Annotated in this window: 7 protein-coding genes; 6 read left to right on the forward strand and 1 reads right to left on the reverse strand. The window is 74.3% G+C overall.

Going from position 1 to position 26,746, the window contains the following annotated elements; genetic code table 11:
- Nucleotides 1–72: 72 nt before the first annotated feature.
- A complete protein-coding gene (locus WME85_RS03680; protein ID WP_437835297.1) occupies nt 73–849 on the forward strand; it encodes a thioesterase II family protein in 777 nt (258 codons plus the stop codon).
- A gap of 140 nt (nt 850–989) precedes the next feature.
- Here WME85_RS03680 and WME85_RS03685 read toward each other — a convergent pair whose 3' ends face one another.
- Entirely contained in the window at nt 990–2,291 is a 1,302-nt protein-coding gene (locus WME85_RS03685) for a metallophosphoesterase (protein ID WP_437835298.1), read from the reverse strand.
- Between the two features lie 1,809 nt (nt 2,292–4,100).
- Here WME85_RS03685 and WME85_RS03690 point away from each other — a divergent pair.
- From WME85_RS03690 to WME85_RS03710, 5 genes are read left to right on the forward strand one after another with little or no spacing between them, the layout of a single operon-like run.
- Nucleotides 4,101–13,805, forward strand: coding sequence for an SDR family oxidoreductase (locus WME85_RS03690; RefSeq protein WP_437835299.1), 9,705 nt, complete (start codon nt 4,101–4,103; stop codon nt 13,803–13,805).
- The gene (locus WME85_RS03695) at nt 13,792–16,488 is read left to right on the forward strand and encodes a type I polyketide synthase (protein WP_437835300.1); all 2,697 of its coding nucleotides are present in this window, start codon (nt 13,792–13,794) and stop codon (nt 16,486–16,488) included. The genes WME85_RS03690 and WME85_RS03695 overlap by 14 nt, the downstream gene beginning before the upstream one ends.
- Nucleotides 16,485–19,193, forward strand: a complete 2,709-nt coding sequence (locus tag WME85_RS03700; protein ID WP_437835301.1) for a type I polyketide synthase — start codon at nt 16,485–16,487, stop codon at nt 19,191–19,193. The genes WME85_RS03695 and WME85_RS03700 overlap by 4 nt, the downstream gene beginning before the upstream one ends.
- Nucleotides 19,190–23,860 (forward strand): type I polyketide synthase, encoded by a 4,671-nt coding sequence (locus tag WME85_RS03705; RefSeq protein ID WP_437835302.1) that lies wholly within the window; start codon nt 19,190–19,192, stop codon nt 23,858–23,860. Before WME85_RS03700 ends, WME85_RS03705 begins: the two co-directional genes overlap by 4 nt.
- A gap of 12 nt (nt 23,861–23,872) precedes the next feature.
- Nucleotides 23,873–26,578, forward strand: a complete 2,706-nt coding sequence (locus WME85_RS03710; protein WP_437835303.1) for a type I polyketide synthase — start codon at nt 23,873–23,875, stop codon at nt 26,576–26,578.
- Nucleotides 26,579–26,746: the final 168 nt, after the last annotated feature.

Genomic DNA, 26,746 nt, shown 5'->3' on the forward strand with positions numbered 1-26,746 from the left:
TCGCCCTGGGCAGCCCACGGGGAGCAAGGAGACCGAGCGAATCCGGTCCAGGCGAGCTATGCTGCACATCAGGTGACGAGCACAGGTTCCTCCTCCGATACGTGGGTCAACTGTCCGCGAGCGAATCCCGCGGCCCGGCTTCGGCTCTTCTGCCTACCTTACGCGGGCGGGGGCGCGATCGCCTACAACTCCTGGCAGCGCCAGCTCCCTGCGCACGTGGAGCTCTGCGCGATCAAGCTCCCCGGCCGAGAGGCGCGCGTGCGCGAGCCGCCCTTCGACCGCCTCACGCCGCTCGTCCAGGCCCTCGCGAACGGGATCGCTCCCTGGCTGACGAAGCCGTTCGGCTTCTACGGCCACAGCCTCGGCGCGCTGGTGAGCCTCGAGCTCACGCGCGAGCTGCGCCGCCGGGGCGCTCCGCTCCCGCGCCATCTCTTCGTCTCTGGCAGGCGCCCGCCTCATATGTCCCCCGGCCCCGAGCGGCTCCACGGCGTGTCGGATCGGGAGCTCGTGGCGTGGCTCCGCCGTACCGGGGGCACGCCCGACGAGGTGCTGCGCGAGCCGGAGCTGCTGGCGATGATCCTGCCGGTCCTGCGCGCCGACATCGGCGTCAACGAGTGCGGGCCGTTCGTCGAGGAGGACCCGCTCGATTGCCCGATCTCGGCGTTCGGGGGGCTCGAGGACGAGCGCGCGAGCCGCGCCGATCTCGAAGCCTGGCGCCAGTACACGCGAGGGCCGTTCCGGGTAGAGATGTTCCCCGGCGGCCATTTCTTCGTGCAGAGCGCCCGGGAGCCGCTCCTCCGGTCGCTGTCGGCCCTCCTCGACGATGTGGTGCGCGAGCTCCCGGCGTGATGGCCGCGCGAGGACAGAACGCGCGGAGCGTGGAGCGGCGGCCGTGCGCTCGCGGCGCGCGGCGCTGACGACCGCCGCCCGCTACCGGCCCTGCCCGGAGACACCTGGCCGCGCGGCACGGCGGCGGTCGCGCCGCCGCGTCAGGCGGGCACGAGCTCGACGAGCGTGATCTCCGGCGGGCAGTTGATGCGGACTGGCAGCCAGCCGCCCGCGCCGGCGTTGACGTGAAGGCGCCGGCCGCGGTGCTCGTAGAGCCCGTTGTGGTAGAGCCCGGCGGCCAACATCGGCGTGAGGGCGACATCGCCGATCCGGCCCAGCGAGATCTGCCCGCCGTGCGTGTGGCCGGAGAGCATCAGATCGATCGGCAGCTCGCGCGCGGCGCGGAACGTGCCCGGGTGGTGGCTGAGCAGGACCCGCGGCGCGCCGTCGTCCCGCATCTGCGCGAGCGCGCGCGCCAGCCCGTCGGCCGTCGGGCGCCGGGCTGGCTCGCCTGGCCGCGCGCGGCTGGGGTAGTCGATGGCGCCCATCCACAGGCGATCGCCGCCGAGGCGGACCTCCCGCGCCTCGTCGACGAGCACCTGGGCGCCTGCTTCCTCGAGGCCCTTCACGATCGTCCCGACGTCCGCCGACCGCGCGGCGATGTACTCGTGGTTGCCCATGCAGAAGAAGAGCTGTCCCCGGGCGGGGCGCAGGCCCCGGACCAGCCGCGCGGACAGATCGAGCTGGGAGACGTGGTGATCGAGCAGATCGCCGGTGATGACGTGGATGTCGGCGCGGAGCGCGTTCATGGCGTCGCGGAGCTCGTCGAGCCGCTCCGCGTCCATGAAGCTGCCGACGTGGATGTCGCTGAGCTGCGCGATGGTGACGCCGTGCAGGCTCGTCAGCCCGCGCCGCACCGGCAGCGCGAGCCGCACCACGACGGGCCGCTGCCGCGAGGCGAGCACGCCGCCCATCGACGCGGCGACCGCCGCCGCGGGCAGCGCCCATGTCGCCCCGACGACGAGCCGCCGGCGGCTCGCGTCGACGGCCTCCGGCTCGGCCTCGACGATGCCGGGAGCCGGGCCGGCCCCGGCGTGCGTGGCAGGAGGGCCGTCCGTGGGCGGCCGGACGACCATGGGCGGCCGGCGCCTGCGGAGCGCCCGGACGAGCGCGCGCGCGGTCGCGGCGACGCCGAGGAGCAGGCCGGAGAGGAGCAAGCTCACCTGGGCGCCCATGGCGATCATCGACAGCGGGTCGGGCAAGTGACGCTGGGCGGCCCTCAGCCCCGGCCAGCTCGCCACGGCCATGAGCAGCGCCGGGTGCCCGAGCAGCAGCAGGCCCGCAGGGCACGCAAGGTCGATCCACGCGCCGTGCCGCGGGAACGTTGCCCGGAGCCGCCGCCAGAAGATCAGACCGAGCAGCCCGTTGACGAGCGTGACGACGATTCCGCCGAGCTGGAACACGTGCCGGGAACCCTAGCATCCCGTTGCTCGTGCGGCCGGCCGCGGGCGCACGCCGGAGGGGGCAGGTGGGCATGGCTCCTCCTCATGGATGGCTCCTCCTTATAAGAGCGATGGCTCCTCCTTATAAACGGCTCCTTATAAGATCGATGGCTCCTACTTATATATCGCTCCTCCTTGGAAGAGATGAACGAGAGGAGAGGGGCGGCCGCGCCCACCTGAGCGGCGGTGCCCGCCCGAGCCCGCGCCATCGATTCCGGAGAAACCGCGAACCACGCTGGCCGTAGTGATTCGCCGATGGGCGAGGCCGCGGGCGGGCGAAGCGCCGGACGATCGTGCCCGTGCAGATGGCCAGATCATCGCCGCCGCTGATCAGGTTGACGCGACCTCCTGGAGGTGCAGGTCGATGCGAACGGCAGGACAACGCCTCATGAACGAGAGCAGGCGAGGCGCGATCGCCGCCTGGCCCTAGGCGACCGACGCGGCGATACGCAGCAGCCCGGAGGGAGCCGCACTGTGGCTCTTGATCTCGGCAGGCCGAGCGCCCTGCCGGCCGGCTGAGCGAGCCTTCCTCGACGATGCGCAGAACATCGACAAACTGGCCAGATCATCGAGCTCTCTCAATGTTCCACTCCTCGAACACGGCCGTTCCACGGCGTCGTCTGGCGCCGCCCCGGGCGGCATCGCATATTCCGGGCGCGATTCCAGGCGTCGTGCGACCGGTGCGGCGTCCCTTCCCCATCGCGATCCGCGGAGGCGCGGGAGCCGCTATCGACGACGCCGATCTCCGAGGCTCCGGGAGCCGCAACTCGCGCGCACGAATCGGGCGCGCGCTTCAGGCCCCTGCTGGCTGCGAAGATCTCCTTCCTGGAATCCATTGCCATGGGATTGCAGATTTTGGATACCTCGCCCGAGAACAAGCCTCTGAACGTCCAGGCTATATTAGCCGGCTCAGTTTTCATCCGTTCATACCGTCATCTCCGCGACGGTCCCCTCGATCGCTGCTGCCACCGTTCCGTTCACGGACGGCGAACGGTCCCGTGCCCTGCCCGAAGGTCGCAGGGCGGCGACGCTCCTCGGGCCTGTGCATCCCCTGGTTTTGCGGGCCGTGGGAGAGCTCCGCCGGCGTGGCCTCCCCAGGTCATCCGCGCTTCTCGCGAGAGCCGCCGGGAAGAACAGCAGGCAGCTCACGTACGATTTGGCGAAGGGCCGCGCCACTGGGGGCATTCAGGGAAGGGCGGGCGAAGTGCGATGTAAGAGTTCTTTCAAAAGCAACCGGCGCGTGATCTCGAACTGTTACGTCTCTGTTGCATTTGAGAATCTTTGCCGCGAACGCGTGCCGGCCGCCGAGCTGGTGGCCTCGTGAGACCGGATGTCAGGAGGAGGGGGTAGAGGACATATCGGTTCTCGAAGATTTTTCTTTTTTTTGGGAAGCGTTGGGACTTACATTCTGTTGGGCGCCATTGTCCCGGATCACCCGGTGATATGGGGCAGCATGTCTGACGATCACGGCACCTAACCGGTGCCACGGCCGCCGATCCCTTTGATCTGGGCGGCGCGCCGGAGAGCTCCGTTCTGTACGGGGGCGCAGCGCCCCTGAGTACGCCGGCGGCGGCGCAAGTCCGCCGTTTGCGCGGCTCGAAATTCAGGTTTGCCTGGCCATCGTCGTCGCCGATGACTCGATGGCGCGGGCGTGGCCCGCGCGCAGATCGATTGGCTTCGCGGGTCGGCTCAGCATTTGAAGGAGGACTCGTGCGGGACAAGCGTCACGAATCGACTCGAGCGCAGGACGGGTTTTCGGCCGATCATGCAATGACGGCGTCCGCGACCCCGGTGCGCATCACGGCGCTCGAGGCCGAGCTGCTCGGAGACCCGGCGCTCGAAGAGTGCGTGGTCCTGGAGCGGGAGCGTCAGGACGGCAGCCACGAGCACGTCGCCTATGTCGTCGTCGCGCCGGGCGACGACCCCGAGGAGCTCCGGAGGCGGCTGTCCGACGCCCACAAGGACCGGCTCGCGGCGTTCGTGCCGGTCCATCGCGTTCCCGTCACGGACCGCGGCGCCGTCGATGTCGACGCGCTCGCCCAGATCCCGGTGCGGGAGCGCCAGATCGAGGCCGAATGGGAAGGCCAGGTCGCCGCGCTGCCGGGGATCGGGCGCGCCGCGGCCATCTCGGGGCCGTGGCGCGCGCCGGAGCGGCGGCTCCACCGCGCCGATCTGTTCCGCTCCGCGCCGGTCGCCGCGCCCAGGGCCCGCCCCGAGGCGCGCCCGGCCCCGGATGGCGCCGCGGCGGCGTCGGACGGCGACGCGGCGGCGAGCGCGCCCGAGGCGCCGCCGGCGCTCCGCCACGGCGCGCCGCTGCCGGAGCGCGCCGGTGAGCCGTGGGTCATCGGGCAGGTGCTCCACGCCGCGCCGGCCGACCAGGAGATCCTCTACGTCGGCGCCGACGGCGCCGAGCGCGCCGAGACGTACGGCTCGCAGCTCGCAGACGCGGAGCGGCTGCTCGGCGGCCTGCGGCGGCTCGGCCTCGCGCCGCGCGACCGCATCGTCTTTCAGCTAGAGCGATCGGAGGACATCGTCCCGCTCTTCTGGGCGTCGATGCTGGGGGGCTTCGAGGTGATCATCGCGCCGTGCCCGGTCTCCTATGACGAGGAGAGCCGCGCCGGCGCCCAGCTCGCCCACGTCTACGAGCTCTTCGACCGGCCCGCCATCGTCACCGACGCCTCCCGCATCGAGGCCTTCCGGTCCGGCACCCGCAAGACGCCGCTCGCCGGCGCGCGCGTCGCCACCGTCGAGGAGCTCCGCGAGGGCCCGCGCGATGCGCGGCAGCACGACGTCTCCCCCGACGACGTCGCCTTCTACGCCCTCACCTCGGGCAGCACGGGCGTTTCCAAGGCGATCGCCCTCACCAACCGGAACCTCATCGCGCGCGCGCGCGGGGTCAACGCGAAGTGCTACTCGGCCGAGGACGTGGTCCTGAACTGGCTGCCGTTCGATCACATCGGCAGCATCTCCGAGGGGCACCTCCGCCCTGTCGTGCTCGGTTGCAAGCTCGTCTACGCCCCCAAGGAGCACATCCTCGGCCGGCCGCTGCGGCTGCTGGAGCTCATCGACCGGCACCGCATCACCCACACCTGGGCCCCGAACTTCTCGTACTCGCTCGTGAGCGCGGCCCTCGAGCGCGAGCGCGCCGCGCAGTGGGACCTGTCGTGCGTGCGCATGCTCCTCAACGCCGGGGAGCTCATCACCACCGCCGCCGTGCAGCGGTTCATCGCCGACCTCTCGCGGTTCGGCCTGCGGCCCTCCGCGGTGCAGTCCGCCTTCGGCATGGCCGAGCTCTGCTCCGGGGTCACCTACCACCAGCCCACCGAAGGCAGCTCCCTCCGCTTCCACACCATCGACCGCGGCTCCGTGGGCGAGGCGGTGCGCTACGTCGACGCGGCCGATCCGGCCGGCATCGCCTTCGCGAGCCTCGGGACGGTGATCCCCGGCGTGTCGATGCGCATCGTGGACCCGGAGCGCCGCGTGCTCCCCGAGCGCGTGTGCGGGCGCCTCCAGTTCAAGGGCGCCGCGCTCTCCCCCGGGTACTACCAGAACGCCGAGGCCAACCGGGCCTTCGGCGACGACGGCTGGTTCGACACCGGCGACATGGGCTTCCTCGCCGACGGGGAGCTCGTGCTCACCGGGCGCGCCGACGCCGGCATCATCATCAACGGCGCGAACTTCAGCAACAGCGAGATCGAGGCGGTCGTCGAGGGCACGGGCGGCGTCGCGCCGTCGTTCGTGGCCGCCTGCGCGGTGCGGCCCGCGGACAGCGCGGAGCAGAAGCTCGCGGTGTTCTTCCACCCGGCGAGCCAGGACGAGGCGCTCCTGCCGGCGCTGCTCGGCGCCGTCCAGCTGCGGCTCGCGAAGCGGTTCGGCATCAAGGCGGACTTCCTCCTGCCCGTCGAGCGCTCGGCCATCCCGAAGACCGAGATCGGCAAGATCCAGCACAAGAAGCTGACCGCGCAGTTCAACCAGGGCGGCTTCGACGCGCTGATCCGGCAGGTCGACCTCCTGCTCGGCAACCAGAACACGCTGCCGGACGGCTTCTACCGGGAGGCATGGCAGCGCAAGGACCTGGTGCACGCGGACCGGCGGCGCGGCGGGGTGACGCTGGTGCTGCTCGACCCGCAAGGGCTCGGTCAGCGCGCGGTGGACGTGCTCGCCCGGCGCGGCGCGCCGTGCGTGACCGTGACGGACGGGGCGAGCTTCGCGCAGCGCGGCCCAGCGGCGATCGAGATGCGCCTCGGCGAGGCGGAGGACCACCGGGCGCTCGCGCGGTGGCTCGACGAGTCCGGGACGGAGGTGAGCACCATCGTCCACGCGCTCTCGAACGAGCCGGCGAGCGGGCGCGGGCCGACCCGGAGACCCGGGAGCCTGCTCCAGCTCGTGCACGCCCTCCAGGGCAGGCGTGAGACGCGAAAGCCGATCCGGCTGCTGGTGGTGTCCAGCCACGACCACGCGCTCCCGCCGGGCGACGAGGTCGCGCTCGCGTGCGCCGGCGTGCGGGGGCTGCTCGAGGCCGTCCAGCGCGAGGTCCCCTGGATCCAGTGCATGCACCTGGACCTCGACACCGCGAGCGCCGAGGACCAGGCGCGGGTCATCGCTGCCGAGGTCCTCGGCTCGTCGGCCGACGAGGAGGTCTCGTACCGCGACGGGGAGCGCTGGGTGCGCGGCTACCGGCGCGCCGCCGTCGCCCCGGAGAGCAAGCGCGAGCTCCCCTTCCGGAAGGGCGGGACGTACGTGGTCCACGGGGACCTCGGCGGGGTGAGCCTCCAGCTGCTCGAGGTGCTCCTCGGCCGGTTCGAGGCGCACGTGCTCCTCGCCGGCGCGGGCGCGCGGCGCGACGACGGCGCGGCGCAGGACGCGCTGCAGCGGCTGGGGCAGCTGGGCGGCGAGCTCTCGCTGCTCGACGCCGACATCGGGGAGCCGGCGGCGCTGCTCTGCGCCGTGCGGGAGCACGTCGTCGACCGCGGCGGCGTGCTCGACGGCTGCATCCACGTGGCCGAGCCGGCGGCGCAGCGCGCGCTCGCCGAGGAGACCCCCGAGGGCTTCGCGGCGGCGCTGGGCCAGGAGGCGACCGCCGCGGCGGCCCTGGCGGAGATCGCGCTCGAGCACCCGGGGGCAGCGTTCGTCGCCGTCGGCGTCACGGGCGCGGGCGCGGGCGCCCTCGGCGCCGCGGCGTCGCTCCAGCACGGGCTCGCGGCGCACTTCGAGCAGCGCGGCGACCGGCCCGTGCACGCGGTGGAGCTCGCCGGGGCCCCGTCAGGGCGCGCCGCGCTCGACCTCGCGCTCGGCGCCCTGCTGCTCGGCGGCCGCGTGGTGGCGCTCGCGGACGGCGACGCGCCGCGCCTGCGCGCGCGGCTCGCGGGCGAGTCGCCAGAGGTGGAGCGGACAAGGCTCTTCGTGGGCGCGCTCGACGAGGCGCCCTCGGAGCACCTGCGCGCGCTCGCGCTGGTAGACCGGTACGGCACGCCGGCGCGCCTCGACCTCGTGCCCATGCGGGAGCCCGAGCGCGCCGGCTCCAGCCACGCGCCGGGGAGCCCGCTGCAGCACCTGCCCGAGCTGCCGCTGTCGCCGTCGGGCGCGCCCGACCGGGACCGCCTGCGCGCCGTCGCCCAGGGGGTCGAGCGGCAGGCCGCGCCGGACCAGACGTCGATGTCCTCGATCGAGCTCCAGATCGCGGAGGTCTGGAAGGACGTGCTGGGGCTCGACGCGGTCGGCGTGCAGGACAATTTCTTCGAGCTGGGCGGGCACTCGCTGCTCCTCACCCAGGCCCAGCACCGCCTGAGCACGATCTTCGGATCGCGCGTCACGCTGGTCGATCTCTTCAAGTACCCGACCATCGAGTCCCTCGCTCGCTTCATCGGCGAGGGGAAGCCGCGCGAGACCGCCTCCGACCGGGGAGTGGCGCGCGCGGAGGTGAGGAGCCGGCGCCGCGCGGCCGCAGGGAGCGACATCGCCGTCATCGGCATGGCCTGCCGCTTCCCCGGCGCCAGCGACCTGGAGACGTTCTGGAAGAACCTCGTCGAGGGCCGGGAGACCATCTCGTCGTTCACCGAAGCGGAGGCGCTCGCCGCGGGCGTCGACCCGACCTCGGCGAAGAGCCCGAGCTACGTCAAGGCGAGCCCCATGCTCGCCGACGTCGAGCGCTTCGACGCCGAGTTCTTCGGCCTGACGGCCCGCGAGGCGGAGCTCATGGATCCGCAGCACCGGCTGTTCCTGGAGTGCGCGTGGGAGGCCTTCGAGGTCGCCGGGTACGACCCGGTCGCGCACGAGGGGCCGGTCGGCGTCTACGCGGGCGCCGCGATGAACACGTACTTCATCAACAACGTCCTGCCGAGCCGCGGCGACGTCGACGCGAACGACGATCTCTCCGCGATGACCCTCGACTCGATGGGCGGCTTCCAGCTGATGGTCGCGGGCGACAAGGACTACTTGCCGACGCGCGTCTCCTACAGGCTCAACCTCACCGGCCCGAGCATCAACGTGCAGACGGCCTGCTCCACGGGCGTCGTCGCGATCCACATGGCCTGCCAGGCGATCCTCGCCGGCGAGTGCGACATGGCCCTCGCGGGCGGCGCGTCCGTCAAGGCGCCGGTGCACGCGGGGCACCTCTACCAGGAGGGCATGATCGTCTCCCCCGACGGGCACTGCCGCGCCTTCGACGAGAAGGCGCGCGGCACGATCTTCGGCAGCGGGGCCGGCGCCGTGCTGCTCAAGCCCCTCGAGGACGCGATCCGGGATCGCGACCCGATCTTCGCCGTCATCAAGGGCTCGGCCGTCAACAACGACGGCGGCGTGAAGGTCGGCTACATGGCGCCGAGCGGCGACGGTCAGGCCGCCGTCGTCGCGGAGGCGATGGCGGTGGCGGACGTCACGCCTGACACCGTGGGCTTCGTGGAGGCGCACGGGACCGGGACCGAGATGGGCGACCCCATCGAGATCTCCGGGCTCGCCGAGGCCTTCCGCAAGGGCACCGATCGCAAGAGCTTCTGCGCGGTCGGCTCGGTGAAGACCAACGTGGGTCACCTGCAGATCACGTCGGGGACCGCCGGCTTCATGAAGGCGGTGCTCGCCCTGCACCACAAGGTGATCCCACCGACCCTGCACTTCGAGCGGCCCAACCCCGCGATCGACTTCGCGTCGAGCCCGTTCTTCGTGAACACCGAGGCGCTCCCCTGGAAGAGCGAGGGGCCCCGCCGGGCGGGCGTGAACTCGCTCGGCATCGGGGGGACCAACGCCCACGCCATCCTCGAGGAAGCGCCCGCGCCGGCCCCGCGCGGCGACGAGGTCGCCCGATCCACCCACGTCCTCTCGCTCTCGGCCCGGAGCCCGGCGGCGCTCGGGGATCTCGCGGCGCGCTACGTCTCGTTCCTCGACCGCCGCGGCGGCGAGGCGCCGGCGCTGGCGGACGTCTGCTACACGTCGAACGTCGGGCGCAGCCACTTCGAGCACCGCCTGGCCCTCGCCGCCGGGTCCATCGAGGCGCTGCGGGAGGGCCTCGCGGCGCGGTCGGCCGAGGGCGCGGCGGCGCGGCCCGCCGGCGCGCGGCCGAAGATCCTGTTCCTCTTCTCGGGGCAGGGATCGCAGCAGGCGGGCATGGGCCGCGTCCTGTTCGAGACCCAGCCGGCCTTCCGGGCGGCGCTCGAGCGCTGCCACGAGCTGCTCCGCGGCCGCCTGGAGGTGGGCCTGCTCGATGTCCTCTATCCGAAGGCGGGGCAGGCCTCGCCCATCGATCGGACCGAGTACACGCAGCCGGCGCTGTTCGCGATCGAGCACGCGCTCTACGAGATGTGGCGCTCGTTCGGCGTCGAGCCCGCCGCGGTCGTCGGTCACAGCGTCGGCGAGTACGTCGCCGCCTGCGCGGCCGGGGTGTTCTCGCTCGAGGACGGCCTCGAGCTCATCGCCGAGCGCGCGCGCCTCATGGCGGCGCAGCCCGGCCACGGCGCCATGGCCGCGGTGTTCGCCCCCGAGCGCGAGGTGGCGGCGCGCCTCGAGCGGCACCGGCAGCGGGTCTCGGTGGCGGCGGTCAACGGCCCCGCGAACACCGTCATCTCGGGCGACGCGGCCGCGGTCCAGGCGGTGCTCGACGAGCTCGCCGCCGCGGGCATCAAGCACCAGGCGCTGCGCGTCTCGCACGCGTTCCACTCGCCGCTCATGGACGGCGCGCGCGAGCCGCTCGAGCGCTTCGTCGCGCGGCGCGTCCGATCGGCGCCGAAGCTCTTGCTCCTGTCGAACCTCGATGGGAAGGCGGCGGGGAGCGAGATCACCGAGCCGGGCTACTGGTCGCGCCACCTCCGGGAGCCCGTGCGCTTCGCCGACTGCGCGGAGGCCGCGTGGCGGGCGGGGTGCGATCACTTCGTCGAGCTCGGCCCGCGGCCGTCGCTGCTCGGCCTCTCGCAGTCGGTCCTCGAAGCGGGCGCCGTGGCCTCGATCCCGACGCTCCGCCCCGGAGAGGACGACTGGAAGACGGTCAGCGAGGCCGCGGCTCGCCTGTACGAGGCCGGCCAGCCGATCGACTGGGCGCGGTTCCACGCGGGGGCGGACCGCCGGCGCGTCGTCCTGCCGACCTACCCGTTCCAGCGCAAGCGCCACTGGATCGAGCCGCGCGCCGAGCAGAAGCCGGCCCGCGCGCTCCGCGGGCGGCGCGGGGCGGCCTCGCTGCTCGACCCGGTGCCGCTCTCGCCTGTCATCCCGCACCTGCTCTTCAACGGGGAGCTCTCGGTCCGGACCGCGCCCTTCCTCGGCGACCACCTCGTGTTCGAGCAGGTCGTCATCTCGGGCGCGTGCCACGTCGCCATGGTGATCGACGCGGCCACCCGGTACTTCGGTACGGAGGTCTGCGAGCTCTCGGACGTCGTGTTCACCCGCGTCCTCGTCATCCCCGAGGGCCGCGAGGTCCGCGTCCAGCTCGTGCTCGAGCCGCAGGGCAACGACCGCTATGCCTTCAAGCTGATCAGCCTGAACGGCGACCGGCCGGACAGCTGGACCGGCCACGCGGAGGGGATCCTCGTGGCCCGCCCGGAGCCGATGGTCGACGGCGCGAGGAGCGTCGACGAGATCCGGGGCCGGTGCACGCAGGAGATCCCCGCCGAGGATTTCTACGCCCTGCAGGAGCGGCGCCGCATCCACCTCGGCGACAGCTACCAGTGGCTCACCGCTGTCCAGCGGCGGCAGGGCGAGGCGCTCGGCCGGCTCGACGTCCCGCCGAAGCTCCGCGACGGCTGGTTCGGCCACCTGCACCCGGGGATCATCGACGCCTGCTTCGGCCTCATGCTCACCTGCGGCGATCTCGAGGGCGACGAGACCCAGGTGCCGTTCCAGGTGGCCCGCGTCCGCGCGCGCCGGATGCCCGAGGACCGTTCGTTCCAGGCGCACGCGCGCGTCGACATCGCGGGGAGCGAGGGCTTCTCCGGCAGCATGAGCCTGCTCGACGCGGCGGGCCGCCCGGTGCTCGAGATCGAGGGGCTCGCGGCGCGGAAGATCGCGAAGAGCGCCCTCGTGCCCGACGTCGGCGCGAGCGCGCGCGATCTCCTCTATGAGCTCGCGTGGCAGCCGGACGAGGCCGCCCCGGGCGACGGCAGCGTGGCCCGCGGGAGCTGGATCGTCCTCGGCGGCGAGGACGTCACGGGCGCGGAGCTCGCGGCGCGTCTGCGCGCCCAGGGCCTCCGGTGCCACCTCGTCACGCCCAGGAAGCCCGGCCAGAACGGCGTGAACGGCCACGGCGCCGGCCACGTCGACGAAGACCACCACCGCGTCGATCCGCTGGACGCAGAGGGCTTCGCCGGGCTCCTCCGTCGCGTCGAGGAGCCGGTCGTCGGCGTGGTCCACCTCTGGGCGGCCGAACCGCTGCCCGCCGCGGGGGTCCTCCTCGACGACGTCACCGCCGCGCAGGAGCGCGCGTGCGGCGGCCTCCTCCACCTCGTGCAGGCGATCCGGCGCGCCGGCTGGAAGCAGATGCCGAGCCTGTGGATCGCGACCCGCGGCGCGCAGTCGCTCGGGAGCGAGCGGATCGAGGTCGCGCAGGCGCCCGTCTGGGGCCTTGGGCGCGCGCTGTCGGTGGAGCAGCCCGACCTGCCCTGCGTCCGCGTGGACCTCGATCCCGGGGCGGACGACAACGCCGAGCGGCTCCTCGGCGAGCTCGCGCGCCCGGGCGACGAGAGCGAGGTCCTCTGGCGCGCCGGCCGGCGCTACGTGCACCGGCTCGTGCGGTCCGCCGCGCGGGGGCCGCGCCAGGGCGTCGCGATCGATCCGGACGCGGCCTACCTCGTCACGGGCGGGCTCGGCGCGCTCGGCCGGCGGGTCGCTGGCTGGCTCTGCGACAAGGGCGCGCGCCACCTGATCCTGACGAGCCGCCGCGCGCCGGAGCAACCCATCCCCGAGCTCGCGCAGCTCGAGGCGCGGGGCTGCGAGGTGCGGATCGTGGCGGCCGACGTCGCGCAGCCGGGTCACGTGGCGGAGCTGCTCGCCGGGGCGCAGGCCTCCATGCCGCCGATCAAGGGCGTCCTGCACCTCGCCGGCGGCCTCGACGACGGCGTGCTCCTCCAGCAGACCTGGGAGCGCTTCCGCGGCGTGATGGCCCCGAAGATCGACGGGTCCCTCAACCTGCACCACGCGACCCGGGACCTGCCGCTCGACTTCTTTGTCTGCTTCTCGTCGATCGCGTCGGTCATCGGCTCGGCCGCGCAGGGCAACTACGCCGCCGCGAACGCCTTCGAGGACGCGCTGTGCCACCTGCGCCGCGCGGAGGGCCGGCCGGGGCTCAGCATCAACTGGGGCCCCTGGGCGGGCTCGGGCATGGCGGCGTCGATCTCCGAGCGGGACCGCGAGCGGATCGCGGCCCAGGGGCTCCTCGTCATCGAGCCCGACGCCGCGCTGGCGGCGCTCGACGCGCTCGTCGGCGGCGACGCGGCCCAGCGGACGGTGCTCTCCGCCGACTGGAGCGCCTTCCAGCGGTCGGCGCCCGGCGGCGTCCTGCCGTCGTTGCTCCGCGCCTTCGCGAGCCGCGCGGCCGCTCCGGTGCGGCGGGCGTGGATGCGCGACGAGCTCACGGTCACCCCGGCCGCGGCCCGCACCCTCGTCTTGCAGAAGCTGGTGCGCGCGGAGGTCGTCAAGGTGCTCGGGAGCGCCGCGGCGAACGAGCTCAGCGACAACCAGCGGCTGTCGGAGCTGGGGCTCGACTCCTTGCAGGCCATCGACCTCAAGAACCGCTTCGGCTCGGGCCTCGGGACGACGCTGCCCTTCACGCTGATCTTCGACAACCCGACGGTCCAGCACCTCACGACCTACCTGACGTCGACGCTGGGCGACCTGTTCGTCCCTGTGTCGGCGCCGGTGGAGGAGGCGGCCATCGAGCGGGATGCCCCTGCAAACGAGCTGGAAAATCTCTCGGAGGAAGAGCTGCTCGGGCTCCTCGCCGGTGAGCTCGAGTCTTCGGAACCGCGGCGCAGTGGAGGCAGCTTTGACCACAATTGACGCGAACGACCCGCGCCAGCTGATGGCGAAGGCGGTGAAGGAGCTGCGCGAGCTGCGGGCGCGGGTGAAGGAGCTTGAGACCGCGCGGGACGCGCCGATAGCGATCGTGGGGATGGGCTGCCGGTTCCCGGGCGGCGCGGACGACCCCGCGTCGTTCTGGGAGCTCGTGCGGGAGGGCCGCGACGCCATCAGCGAGGTGCCGGCGTCGCGCTGGGACGCGAGCGACTACTACGACCCGGATCGCGAGGCGCCGGGGAAGATGGCGACGCGCCGCGGCGGGTTCATCGAGGGGGTCGACGCGTTCGACGCGGCCTTCTTCGGGGTGTCGCCGCCGGAGGCGCGCGGCATGGATCCGCAGCAGCGGCTGCTCCTGGAGGTGGCGTGGGAGGCGCTGGAGCACGCGGGGATCGCGGCGGACGCGCTCGTGGAGCGCGCCGTCGGCGTCTACGTGGGCATCTGCAGCACCCTGCACACGAGCAACGTGTTCGACGCGTCGAGCATCGACCAGATCGACGCCCACCACGGCACGGGCATCGCGTTCTCGATGGCCGCGGGGCGCCTCTCCCATCTGCTCGGCGTGATGGGGCCCTCGCTGGCGGTGGACACGGCGTGCTCGTCGTCGCTGCTGGCGCTCCACCTGGCGTGCCAGGGCCTGCGGTCGGGGGAGTGCGAGCTGGCGCTGGTGGGCGGGGTGAACCTGCTGCTCGGCCCGCAGATCAGCGTGAGCTTCTCGAAGGCGCGGATGCTCTCGGCGGATGGGCGCTGCAAGACGTTCGCGGCGAGCGCCGACGGCTACGGGCGAGGCGAGGGGTGCGGGGTCGTGGTGCTGCGGCGTCTGTCGGACGCGCTGGCGCGCGGCGAGCGCGTGCTGGCGGTGGTGCGCGGCTCCGCGGTCAACCACGACGGTCCGTCGAGCGGGCTCATCGCCCCGAACGGCCACGCGCAGGTGAAGGTCATCCGCGACGCGCTCCGGCAGGGAGGCGTCGACCCGGCGCGCGTGGGCTACGTGGAGGCGCACGGGACGGGCACCCTGCTCGGCGATCCGATCGAGGTGAACGCGCTCGGCGAGGTGTTCGGGAAGAGCCACACGCGGCAGAGGCCGCTGCTGCTCGGCTCGACGAAGGCCAACATCGGCCACCTCGAGGCGGCCGCGGGCATCTCCGGGCTCATCAAGCTGGTCCTGTCGCTCCAGCACAAGACCGTGCCGCCCCACCCGCTCGTGGGCGAGCGCAACCCGCACATCCCCTGGAGCCGGTTGCCGGTGGAGATCCCGGCGGCAGCGCAGCCCTGGGCGAGCGACGGGGCGCCGCGCGTGGGGGGCGTGAGCTCGTTCGGGTTCTCGGGGACGAACGTGCACGTGGTGCTCGAAGAGGCGCCCGAGGCGGCGCCCGCCGAGGTGCCGGTGGAGCGGCCGCTGCACCTCCTGGCGTTGTCGGCGAAGTCGGAGGGGGCGCTGCGGGCGCTGGCGGCCGCGTACCAGCGGCGGCTCGTCGCGGGGGACGCGCCGGTGGGGGACGTGTGCTTCACGGCGAACACGGGCCGGGCGCAGTTCCGGCACCGCGCCTGCGCGATCGGGCGGACGGCCGAGGAGCTGCGCGAGGACCTCGACCGGGCGCTCGCGGAGGCGGCCGCCACGCCGCCTTCGGACCCGAAGGTGGCCTTGCTCTTCAGCGGAGAGGGCCCGCTGCAGCCAGGGATGGCGCGCGGGCTGTACGAGGCGCAGCCGTCGTTCCGGCGCTGCGTCGACCGCTGCGCTGAGGTCGTCGACGCGCTGCTGAGCCGGCCGATCCGCGAGGTCCTGTTCGACGAGGGCGCGGGCGACGCCGCGGGGCAGGCCGCCTTCGCGCAGCCGGCGCTGTTCATCGTCGAGTACGCGCTCGCGGAGCTGTGGCGGCAGTGGGGCGTCAAGCCGACGGCGGTGCTCGGCCACGGGGTAGGCGAGCACGTGGCGGCGTGCGTGGCGGGGGTCATGCCGCTGGAGGACGGGCTGCGGCTGGTCGTGGCGCGCGGGCGCTCGGTGCAGTCGCCGCCGGTCGCGGGCAGCCCCGACGAGCTGTCGCGCGTTGCGGGCGCGGCGCGGCTGCGTGCGCCGGCGCTCCCGCTGGTGTCGAGCGTGACGGGCGCGCTCGCGGACGAGGCGATCACGCGGGGCGCTTACTGGGCGCGCGCCGGGCGTGAGGCGGACCGGCTCGCGGGCGGGCTGCGCGCGCTGCGCGAGCTCGGCTGCGGCGTGTTCGTGGAGGTGGGCCCGGGCGCGGCGCTGAGCGAGCGCGGGCAGCGAGAGCTCGAGGACAGCGGCAAAGCGCGCTGGGTCCCGAGCCTTGTCGCCGGCAAGGACGCCTGGGGGGCGCTGCTCGGCGCCGTCGCGGCGCTGTACCGGGCTGGGGTGGCGATCGACTGGGCCGGGTTCGAGCGCGACTACCCGCGGCGCCGGGTGACGCTGCCGACCTACCCGTTCGAGCGCAAGGACTACCCGGCGCCGATCCCCGCTCGGCGGCGGTCCGCCCGCTCCAGCGGTGCCGGCGCGCACAGCGTCAGCGAGGCCGGCGCGCACAGCATCAGCGAGGTCCGCGCGCTCAGCGTCAGCGAGGTCCGCACGCTCAGCATCAGCGAGGTCGGCGCGCTCACCGTCGAGCATGGCTCGGCGGATCCGCATTGCAGCGTCAATGGAGGGAGCCCTTGACCACAATTGACGCGAACGACCCGCGCCAGCTGATGGCGAAGGCGGTGAAGGAGCTGCGCGAGCTGCGGGCGCGGGTGAAGGAGCTTGAGACCGCGCGGGACGCGCCGATAGCGATCGTGGGGATGGGCTGCCGGTTCCCGGGCGGCGCGGACGACCCTGCGTCGTTCTGGGAGCTCGTGCGGGAGGGCCGCGACGCCATCAGCGAGGTGCCGGCGTCGCGCTGGGACGCGAGCGACTACTACGACCCGGATCGCGAGGCGCCGGGGAAGATGGCGACGCGCCGCGGCGGGTTCATCGGGGACATCGACGCGTTCGACGCGGCCTTCTTCGGGGTGTCGCCGCCGGAGGCGCGCGGCATGGATCCGCAGCAGCGCCTGTTCCTGGAGGTGGCGTGGGAGGCGCTGGAGCACGCGGGGATCGCGGCCGACGCGCTCGTGGAGCGCGCGGTCGGCGTCTACGCGGGCATCTGCAGCAGTCAGCACGCGTGCAATGTGTTCGACGTGTCGATCATCGAGCAGATCGACGCCCACCACGGCACGGGCAGCACGTTCGCCGTGACCGCGGGGCGCCTCTCCCACTTCCTCGGTGTCAAGGGACCCTCGCTGGCGGTGGACACGGCGTGCTCGTCGTCGCTGGTGGCGCTCCACCTGGCGTGCCAGGCCCTGCGGTCGGGGGAGTGCGAGCTGGCGCTGGTGGGCGGGGTGAACCTGCTGCTCGGCCCGCAGATCAGCGTGAGCTTCTCGAAGGCGCGGATGCTCTCGGCGGATGGGCGCTGCAAGACGTTCGCGGCGAGCGCCGACGGCTACGGGCGAGGCGAGGGGTGCGGGGTCGTGGTGCTGCGGCGCCTGTCGGACGCGCTGGCGCGCGGCGAGCGCGTGCTGGCGGTGGTGCGCGGCTCCGCGGTCAACCACGACGGCCCGTCGAGCGGGCTCATCGCTCCGAACGGTCACGCGCAGGTGGACGTCATCCGCGACGCGCTCCGGCAGGGAGGCGTCGACCCGGCGCGCGTGGGCTACGTGGAGGCGCACGGGACGGGCACCCTGCTCGGCGATCCGATCGAGGTGAACGCGCTCGGCGAGGTGTTCGGGAAGAGCCACACGCGGCAGAGGCCGCTGCTGCTCGGCTCGACGAAGGCCAACATCGGCCACCTCGAGGCGGCCGCGGGCATCTCCGGGCTCATCAAGCTGGTCCTGTCGCTCCAGCACAAGACCGTGCCGCCCCACCCGCTCATGGGCGAGCGCAACCCGTACATCCCCTGGAGCCGGCTGCCGGTGGAGATCCCGGCGGCGGCGCAGCCCTGGGCGAGCGACGGGGAGCCCCGCGTGGGGGGCGTGAGCTCGTTCGGGTTCTCGGGGACGAACGTGCACGTGGTGCTCGAGGAGGCGCCCGAGGCAGCGCCCGTCGAGACACCGGTGGAGCGGCCGCTGCACCTGCTGGCGCTGTCGGCGAAGTCGGACGGGGCGCTGCGTGCGCTCGTGGCCGCGTACCAGCAGCGGCTGGGCGCGGGCGACGCGCCGGTGGGGGGCACGCCGGTGGGGGGCACGCCGGTGGGGGGCACGCCGGTGGGGGGCACGCCGGTGGGGGACGTGTGCTCGACGGCGAACACAGGCCGGGCGCAGTTCCGGCACCGCGCGTGCGCGATCGGACGGACGGCCGAGGAGCTGCGCGAGGACCTTGACCGGGCGCTCGCGGAGGCCGCCGTCGCGCCGCCCTCGGTCCCGAAGGTGGCGTTGCTCTTCACCGGAGAGGGCCCGGTGCAGGCGGGTGCGGCGCGCGGGCTGTACGAGGCGCAGCCGTCGTTCCGGCGCTGCGTCGACCGCTGCGCTGAGGTCGTCGACGCGCTGCTGAGCCGGCCGATCCGCGAGGTCCTGTTCGACGAGGGCGCGGGCGACGCCGCGGGGCAGGCCGCCTTCGCGCAGCCGGCGCTGTTCATCGTCGAGTACGCGCTCGCGGAGCTGTGGCGGCAGTGGGGCGTCAAGCCGACGGCGGTGCTCGGCCACGGGGTAGGCGAGCACGTGGCGGCGTGCGTGGCGGGGGTCATGCCGCTGGAGGACGCGCTGCGGCTGGTCGTGGCGCGCGGGCGCTCGATGCAGTCGCCGCCGGTCGCGGGCAGCCCCGACGAGCTGTCGCGCGTTGCGGGCGCGGCGCGGCTGCGTGCGCCGGCGCTCCCGCTGGTGTCGAGCGTGACGGGCGCGCTCGCGGACGAGGCGATCACGCGGGGCGCGTACTGGGCGCGCGCCGGGCGCGAGGTGGACCGGCTCGCGGGCGGGCTGCGCACGCTGCGCGAGCTTGGCTGCGGCGTGTTCGTGGAGGTGGGCCCGGGCGCGGCGCTGAGCGAGCGCGGGCAGCGAGAGCTCGAGGACAGCGGCAAAGCGCGCTGGGTCCCGAGCCTTGTCGCCGGCAAGGACGACTGGGGCGCGCTGCTCGGCGCCGTTTCTGCGCTGTACCGGGCTGGGGTGGCGATCGACTGGGCCGGGTTCGAGCGCGACTACCCGCGGCGCCGGGTGACGCTGCCGACCTACCCGTTCGAGCGCAAGGACTACCCGGCGCCGATCCCCGCTCGGCGGCGGTCCGCCCGATCCAGCGGTGCCGGCGCGCACAGCGCCGGCGAGGCCGGCGCGCACAGCGTCAGCGAGGTCCGCGCGCTCACCGTCGAGCATGGCGCGGCGGATCCGCATTGCAGCGTCAATGGAGGGAGCCCTTGACCACGATCGACGCGAACGACCCGCGCCAGCTGATGGCGAAGGCGGTGAAGGAGCTGCGCGAGCTGCGGGCGCGGGTGAAGGAGCTTGAGACCGCGCGGGACGCGCCGATAGCGATCGTGGGGATAGGCTGCCGGTTCCCGGGCGGCGCGGACGACCCCGCGTCGTTCTGGGAGCTCGTGCGGGAGGGCCGCGACGCCATCACCGAGGTGCCGGCGTCGCGCTGGGACGCGAGCGACTACTACGACCCGGATCCGGACGCGCCGGGGAAGATGACGTCGCGCCGCGGCGGGTTCATCGAGGGGGTCGACGCGTTCGACGCGGCCTTCTTCGGGGTGTCGCCGCGGGAGGCGCGCGGCATGGATCCGCAGCAGCGGCTGCTCCTGGAGGTGGCGTGGGAGGCGCTGGAGCACGCGGGGATCGCGACGGACGCGCTCGTGGAGCGCGCCGTCGGCGTCTACGTGGGCATCTGCAGCGGCCAGCACGGGGGCAACGTGTTCGACTCGACGAGCGTCGAGCGCATCGACGCGTACCACGGCACGGGCAGCACGTTCGCCGTGGCCGCGGGGCGCCTCTCCCACTTCCTTGGCCTGATGGGGCCCTCGCTGGCGGTGGACACGGCGTGCTCGTCGTCGCTCGTCACGCTCCACCTGGCGTGCCAGGCCCTGCGGGCGGGGGAGTGCGAGCTGGCGCTGGCCGGCGGCGTGAACCTGCTGCTCGGCCCGCAGGTCAGCGTGAGCTTCTCGAAGGCGCGGATGCTCTCGGCGGATGGGCGCTGCAAGACGTTCGCGGCGAGCGCCGACGGCTACGGGCGGAGCGAGGGGTGCGGGGTCGTGGTGCTGCGGCGCCTGTCGGACGCGCTGGCGCGCGGCGAGCGCGTGCTGGCGGTGGTGCGCGGCTCCGCGGTCAACCACGACGGCCCGTCGAGCGGGCTGACGGTCCCGAACGCCGTCGCGCAGGTGAAGGTCATCCGCGACGCGCTCCGGCAGGCGGGCATCGAGCCGGCGCGCGTGGGCTACGTGGAGGCGCACGGGACGGGCACCTCGCTCGGCGACCCGATCGAGGTGAACGCGCTCGGCGAGGTCTTCGGGAAGAGCCACTCGCGCGAGAGGCCGCTGCTGCTCGGCTCGGTGAAGGCCAACATCGGCCACCTCGAGTCGGCCGCGGGCATCTCCGGGCTCATCAAGGTGGTCCTCGCGCTGCTGCACAAGGTGGTGCCGCCCCACCCGCTCGTGGGCGAGCGCAACCCGTACATCCTCTGGGACCGGCTGCCGGTGGAGATCCCGGCGGCGGCGCAGCCCTGGGCGAGCGACGGGGAGCCCCGCGCGGCGGGCGTGAGCTCGTTCGGGTTCTCGGGGACGAACGTGCACGTGGTGCTCGAGGAGGCGCCCGAGGCGGCGCCCGCCGAGGCGCCGGTGGAGCGGCCGCTGCACCTCTTGGCGCTGTCGGCGAAGTCGGACGGGGCGCTGCGTGCGCTCGCGGCCGCGTACCAGCAGCGGCTGGGCGCGGGGGACGCGCCGGTGGGGGACGTGTGCTCGACGGCGAACACGGGCCGGGCGCAGCTCCGGCACCGCGCCTGCGCGATCGGGCGGACGGCCGAGGAGCTGCGTGAGGACCTCGACCGGGCGCTCGCGGAGGCCGCCGTCGCGCCGGCCGCGCCCCCGAAGATCGCGTTCCTCTTCACCGGGCAGGGCTCGCAGCAGGCGGGGATGGCGCGCGGGCTGTACGAGGCGCAGCCGTCGTTCCGGCGCTGCGTCGACCGCTGCGCTGAGGTCGTCGACCCGCTCCTCCCCCGGCCGATCCGCGAGGTCCTGTTCGACGAGGGCGCGGGCGACGCCGTGGGGCAGACCGTCTTCACGCAGCCGGCGCTGTTCATCGTCGAGTACGCGCTCGCGGAGCTGTGGCGGCAGTGGGGCGTCAAGCCGACGGCGGTGCTCGGCCACAGCATCGGCGAGTACGTGGCGGCGTGCGTGGCGGGCGCCATGCCGCTGGAGGACGCCCTGCGGCTCGTCGCGGAGCGCGGGCGCCTCATGCAGTCGCTGCCGGCCGCGGGCAGCGGCGATCCCGAGCTGGAGCCGGCGATGGTCACCGTCGCCACGGACGCGCAGCAGGCGGCCGCCGCCCTCGGGGCACGGCGGGACCAGGTCTCCATCGCCGCCATCAACGCGCCCCGCAGCACCGTGCTCGCCGGGGCCCGGAAGGCCGTCGACGCGGTCGTGGCGGAGCTCGCGCGCCAGGGGGTCTCGAGCAAGCGGCTCCGCGTGTCGCACGCGTTCCACTCGCCGCTCATGGCCCCGATCCTCGACGATCTGTCGCGCGCCGCGGGCGCGGCGCGGCTGCGAGAGCCGGCGATCCCGCTGGTGTCCAACGTCACCGGCGCGCTCGTGGACGCCTCGATCACCCGGGGCGCGTACTGGGCGCGCCACGCGCGCGAGGCGGTCCGGTTCGCCGACGGCGTGCGCGCGCTGCGCGACCTCGGCTGCAGCGTCTTCCTGGAGGTGGGCCCGCGCCCGATGCTCCTCGCGCTGGGGCAGGAGTGCCTCGACGAGGACAGCCGCCTCAGCTGGGTCCCGAGCCTCGCCGCCGGCCGGGACGACTGGCGCGTTCTGCTCGGCGCCGTCGCCGCGCTGTACCGGGCCGGGGTGGCGATCGACTGGGCCGGGTTCGAGCGCGACTACCCGCGGCGCCGGGTGACGCTGCCGACCTACCCGTTCGAGCGCAAGCGGCACCCCGTGCCGAACCCCGCCCGGCGCTGGCCCGACCCGTCCCGCCCCGCGGCCGCCGAGGCGCCGCCCTGGTTCTACGAGGCGCGCTGGGAGCCCGCGCCGGAGCTCGCCGGGAAGGCCTCGGCCGGCGCCGCGGCGGAGGCCCGCTGGCTCATCCTGGGCGACCGCGGGGGCGTCGGCGAGGCGCTCGCCGAGGTCGTCCGGGAGCGCGGCGGCTCCGCCCGCGTGGTCCATGCGCCTGGGCCCTCCGCCGGGGAGCGGGAGCCGCTCGAGCGCGCGCTCGCGGCGATGGAGGCGGCGTCGGGGCCGCCGACCCACGTGGTCCACCTGTGGAGCCTCGACGCCCTGCTCGACGGCGAGGCTGCGCGCTCCGCGGACACATCGATCGCGCGGGCGGTCGAGCTCGGGTGCGCGAGCGCGCTCGATCTCGGGCAGGCCCTCGCGCGCCGGGGCGGCCTCCGGGCCCACCTCGCCTTCGTCACCTGCGGCGCCGTGGCGGCCGGCGCGGGCCCGATCGAGCCCTCGCAGAGCCCGCTCTGGGGCTTCGCCCGCGCCGTGGCGCTCGAGCTGCCCGAGCTGCGCCACACCCTCGTCGACGTCGATCGCCCGGGCGTCGCGCTCGGCCGCGAGCTCCACGCGCTGCTCTCGGCGCCGCACGGCGAGGGCCAGATCGCGATCCGCGACGGCAAGACGCTCGTCTGCCGCCTGACGCGGGCGGAGGCGCCGGACGGCGCGCCCCGCCTGCGGGAGGACGGCGTCTACCTCGTGACCGGCGGGACCGGCGCCATCGGCCTGCACCTGTCGCGGCACCTCGCCGACCGCGGCGCCCGGCACCTCGTCCTGGTCTCCCGCGGCGGCGGCGGCGCGGAGGCCGACGCCGTGCGCCAGGAGCTCGAGGAGCGCGGCGTCGCGTGCGTGGTCGCGCAGGCCGACGTCGCGCGCCCCGAGGACGTCGCGCGCGTGCTCGAGAGCATCGATCGCGCCGGCCGGCCGCTCCGCGGGGTCTTCCACGCGGCCGGCGTGGGCGGCGCGCGCGACCTCCTGTCGCTCGACGAAGGCGCCCTCGTCGAGGCGCTGGCGCCGAAGTGGCGGGGCGCGTGGAACCTGCACGAGGCCTGCGAGGGCCGCGCGCTGGATCACTTCGTCTGCACCTCGTCGATCGCGTCGCTCTGGGGGTCACGCGGGCAGGCCCATTACGCGGCGGCCAACGCGTTCCTGGACGGGCTCGCCGCCTACCGGCGCGCCCGGGGCGAGCCCGGCGTGAGCGTCCAGTGGGGACCCTGGGAGGGCGGCGGCATGACGGGGGCCGAGGCCAGGAAGGCGATCGAGGGCATCGGCGTGTCCGTGCTGCCGCCGCGCGCGGCGCTCGCCTGCCTCGACCGGGCGCTCGGCAGCGCCTCGGCGTGCATCGCCGTCGCGGACGTCGACTGGCCCACGTTCAAGGCCAACTACGAGGCGCGCGGCCCGCGCCCCTTCCTCGCCTACATGGATGGCGGCGCAGAGGGCGCGGGCGCGCCGGAGGACGGCGGGATCGGGCCGCTCGCCCGGCGGCTCGCCGAGCTGCCCGAGGCCGACCGGCGGCCGGAGATCCTCGGGTTCCTGCGCGCCGAGGCCCGGCGGATCCTCGAGACCGAGGACCTCCCGGACATCGATCAGGGCCTGTTCGAGATGGGGTTCGACTCGCTGATGGCGGTCGAGCTCCGCAAGCGGATCGCGGCGGCGCTCGGCAGGAAGCTCCCGACCACCGTGATCTTCGACTACCCGCGCCTCGGCGCGCTCGCGGATCACGTGCTCGCGGACGTCCTCGATCTCGCGCCGAAGCCCGGCGCGCCGCGGGGCGGCGCCGACGACGCGCGCCGCGCCGAGGCGGTGCGGAACATGTCCGAGGACGAGGCCGAGGCGCTCCTCCTCGCGAAGCTCTCCTCCCTCGGCGACAGCCCCTGACGAGGCGAACCCATGTCCAACGACGCCACCCTCTCTCCCCTCAAGCAAGCGTTGCTCGCCATCGAGCGCCTCGAGGCGCGCGTCCGGCGCGCCGAGTCCGCGGCGCGCGCGCCGCTCGCGATCGTCGGCATGGGGTGCCGCTTCCCGGGCGGGGCCGACAGCCCGGCCGCGCTCTGGGAGCTCCTGCGCGAGGGGCGGGACGCGACCCGGGACGTCCCGCGCGCGCGGTGGGACGTGGAGGCCTGGTACTCGGACGACCCGGACGCCCCCGGGAAGATGAACGTCCGGCGCGGCGGCTTCCTCGACGACATCGCGTCGTTCGACCCCGGCTTCTTCGGCGTCTCGCCGCGCGCGGCCGCGGCCATGGACCCGCAGCACCGCCTGCTGCTCGAGGTCGGCTGGGAGGCGCTCGAGGACGCGGCCCTCGCGCCGCAGGCGCTGCGGGGCAGCAGCACCGGCGTCTTCGTCGGGATCACGTCGGGCGAGTACGGGACGCTGCTCCTCCGGCACGGCGGGCCGGCGGGCTTCGACGGCCAGTGCCTCATGGGCACGCCGCTCTACTCCGCCGCCGGGCGGCTCTCCTACACGCTCGGCCTGCACGGGCCGAGCATGAGCGTCGACACCGCGTGCTCGTCGTCGCTGACGGCCCTCCACCTCGCGTGCCAGAGCCTGCGCAACGGCGAGTGCCGGTGGGCGCTGGCCGCGGGGGTCAACCTCCTGATGGTGCCGGAGATGACCACGGCGCTGTGCCGCACCGGCGCGCTGGCCCCGGACGGCCGGTGCAAGACGTTCGACGCGTCGGCCGACGGGTTCGCCCGCGGGGAGGGCTGCGGGGTGCTCGTGCTGATGCGCCTCGAGGACGCCCTCGCCGACGGGTGCCGCGTGCGCGCGATCGTGTGCAGCTCCGGGGTCAACCACGACGGCGCGAGCAGCGGCTTCACGGTCCCGAACGGGCGCGCGCAGGAGTCGCTCATCCGGAAGGTCTGGCAGGAGGGGCGCGTCGAGCCCTCGGAGGTCGACTACGTCGAGGCGCACGGCACCGGGACCGAGCTCGGCGATCCGGTCGAGATGCGCGCCCTGGTCGGCGCCCTCGGGCAGGCGCGGCCGGCCGATCGCCCGCTGCTCGTCGGCTCGGCCAAGACGAACCTCGGTCACTGCGAGTCGGCGGCGGGCATGGCGGGGGTGATGAAGGTCGTGCTGGCCCTGGAGCACGGCGAGATCCCGGCCCACCTGCACGTCGAGCGGCCGTCCCCGCACATTCCCTGGGACGAGATCCCGGTGCGCGTGCCGCGCGAGCGCACGCCGTGGCCGCGGGGCGACAGGCGCCGGGTGGCGGCGGTCAGCGCGTTCGGCCTCGGGGGGACGAACACCCACGTGCTCCTCGCGGAGGCGCCGTCCGCGGCGCCCGCGGAGGCGCCGTCCGCGGCGCCTCGCCCCTGGCACCTGCTCTGCCTGTCGGCGCGGTCGGAGGCGGCGCTGGTCGAGCAGGCGCGCCGCCTGCGCGCGCACCTCGCGGCGCGCCCGGAGCAGCGGCTCGCCGACGTGGCGTACACGACCAGCGTCGGCCGCGCTCACTTTGCCCGTCGCGCTGTCGTGCGCGCGGCCGACGCGCGCGGGGCGATCGCGGCGCTCGACGCCCTCATCGAGGGCCGCGCCGATCCGGCGCTCCACGTGGGGCGGGTCGCGGATCCGCTCCCCCGGGCGGCGTTCCTGTTCCAGGGCCGCGGCGCGGAGCACGCGGGCATGGGCCGGGCGCTCTACGAGGGCGCGCCGGTCTTCCGCGAGACCCTCGACCGCTGCGGCGAGCTCCTGCGCCCGCGCCTGCCGCACCCGCTGCCGCGCCTCCTGTGGGGCGAGGAGGCCGCGGGGGGGCGCATCGACGCCCGGCTCGCAGGCCCCGCGCTCCTCGCGCTCGAGGTCGCGCTCGCCGAGACCTGGCGGAGCTTCGGCGTCGCGCCGCGGGCCGTGGCGGGGCACGACGTCGGCGAGCTCGCGGCGGCGTGCGTCGCGGGCGTGATCCCGCTGGACGAAGCGCTCGCGCGCGCCGCGGACGCGAGCGGCGCGCCGGTGCTCCCCGCCGGGGACCGCGCCCCGCGGACGACCCTGTGCGTTGGCCCGAAGGATCTCGAGGGGAGCGCGCATCTACTCGAGGTCGGGCCGGTAGGCCCGGGGCGGGACGAATGGCAGCTGCTCTGCGACCGCCTGGCTGCCCTGCACGTCGAGGGGTGCCCGATCGACTGGGAGGCGTTCGCCCGCGGCGCGGAGGGGAAGCGTGTAGGTTTGCCTACATATCCTTTCGAGCGACGGCGATGCTGGGTTGAAGATGCGGTCTTCCGTGAAGCTCCGCTGGAGATCAGCGCGGCGGTGAACGGCGCCGTGGTGAACGATACCGTGGTGAACGTTGCTGCGGTGAACGGCGCCGCGGTGAATGGCGCCGCGGTGAACGGCGCCGCGGTGAACGGCGTCGCGGTGAACGGCGTCGCGGTGAACGGCGCCGCACCCCAGGCTGCCGAGTTGGGAGTCGACAGCCGCTCATCCAGCCATGACATGCTGCCCTTGCCGGCTGAGCTGAGCATCGTGCAGGCCGGTGTGCTGGCGTCTCCCGGGGGCGAGATCGAGAGGATCATGGCGGAGCAGCTGCGGACGCTGTCGCACGTGCTCGCCGAGCAGCTCGGCTTCCTCGAGCAGATGGCGGGTGTCCCGCTGGACAGCCGTTGATCGCGCCGCCGCTCGGGCCTCCTCCGCGCGCGGGCGCGACGGAGATCGCTTTTGTCGAGATGCAAAGCGCGCGGATCGTGGTGATGGTCCGCGCGCCGGAGAGGTAGCGCGTTTCAATTCAAGTTCATACCGTGTCCCAAATACCTATCTTGCGGAGGGTGCAATGCT

Source organism: Sorangium sp. So ce1153 (assembly GCF_051521595.1).
Lineage (GTDB): Bacteria > Myxococcota_A > Polyangia > Polyangiales > Polyangiaceae > Sorangium.

What these genes read in the sequence shown, in the direction of transcription:
- WME85_RS03690 (WP_437835299.1), top strand. Translation starts at nt 4,101, where the DNA reads ATGACGGCGTCCGCGACCCCGGTGCGCATCACGGCGCTCGAGGCCGAG.
- WME85_RS03710 (WP_437835303.1), top strand. Translation starts at nt 23,873, where the DNA reads ATGTCCAACGACGCCACCCTCTCTCCCCTCAAGCAAGCGTTGCTCGCC.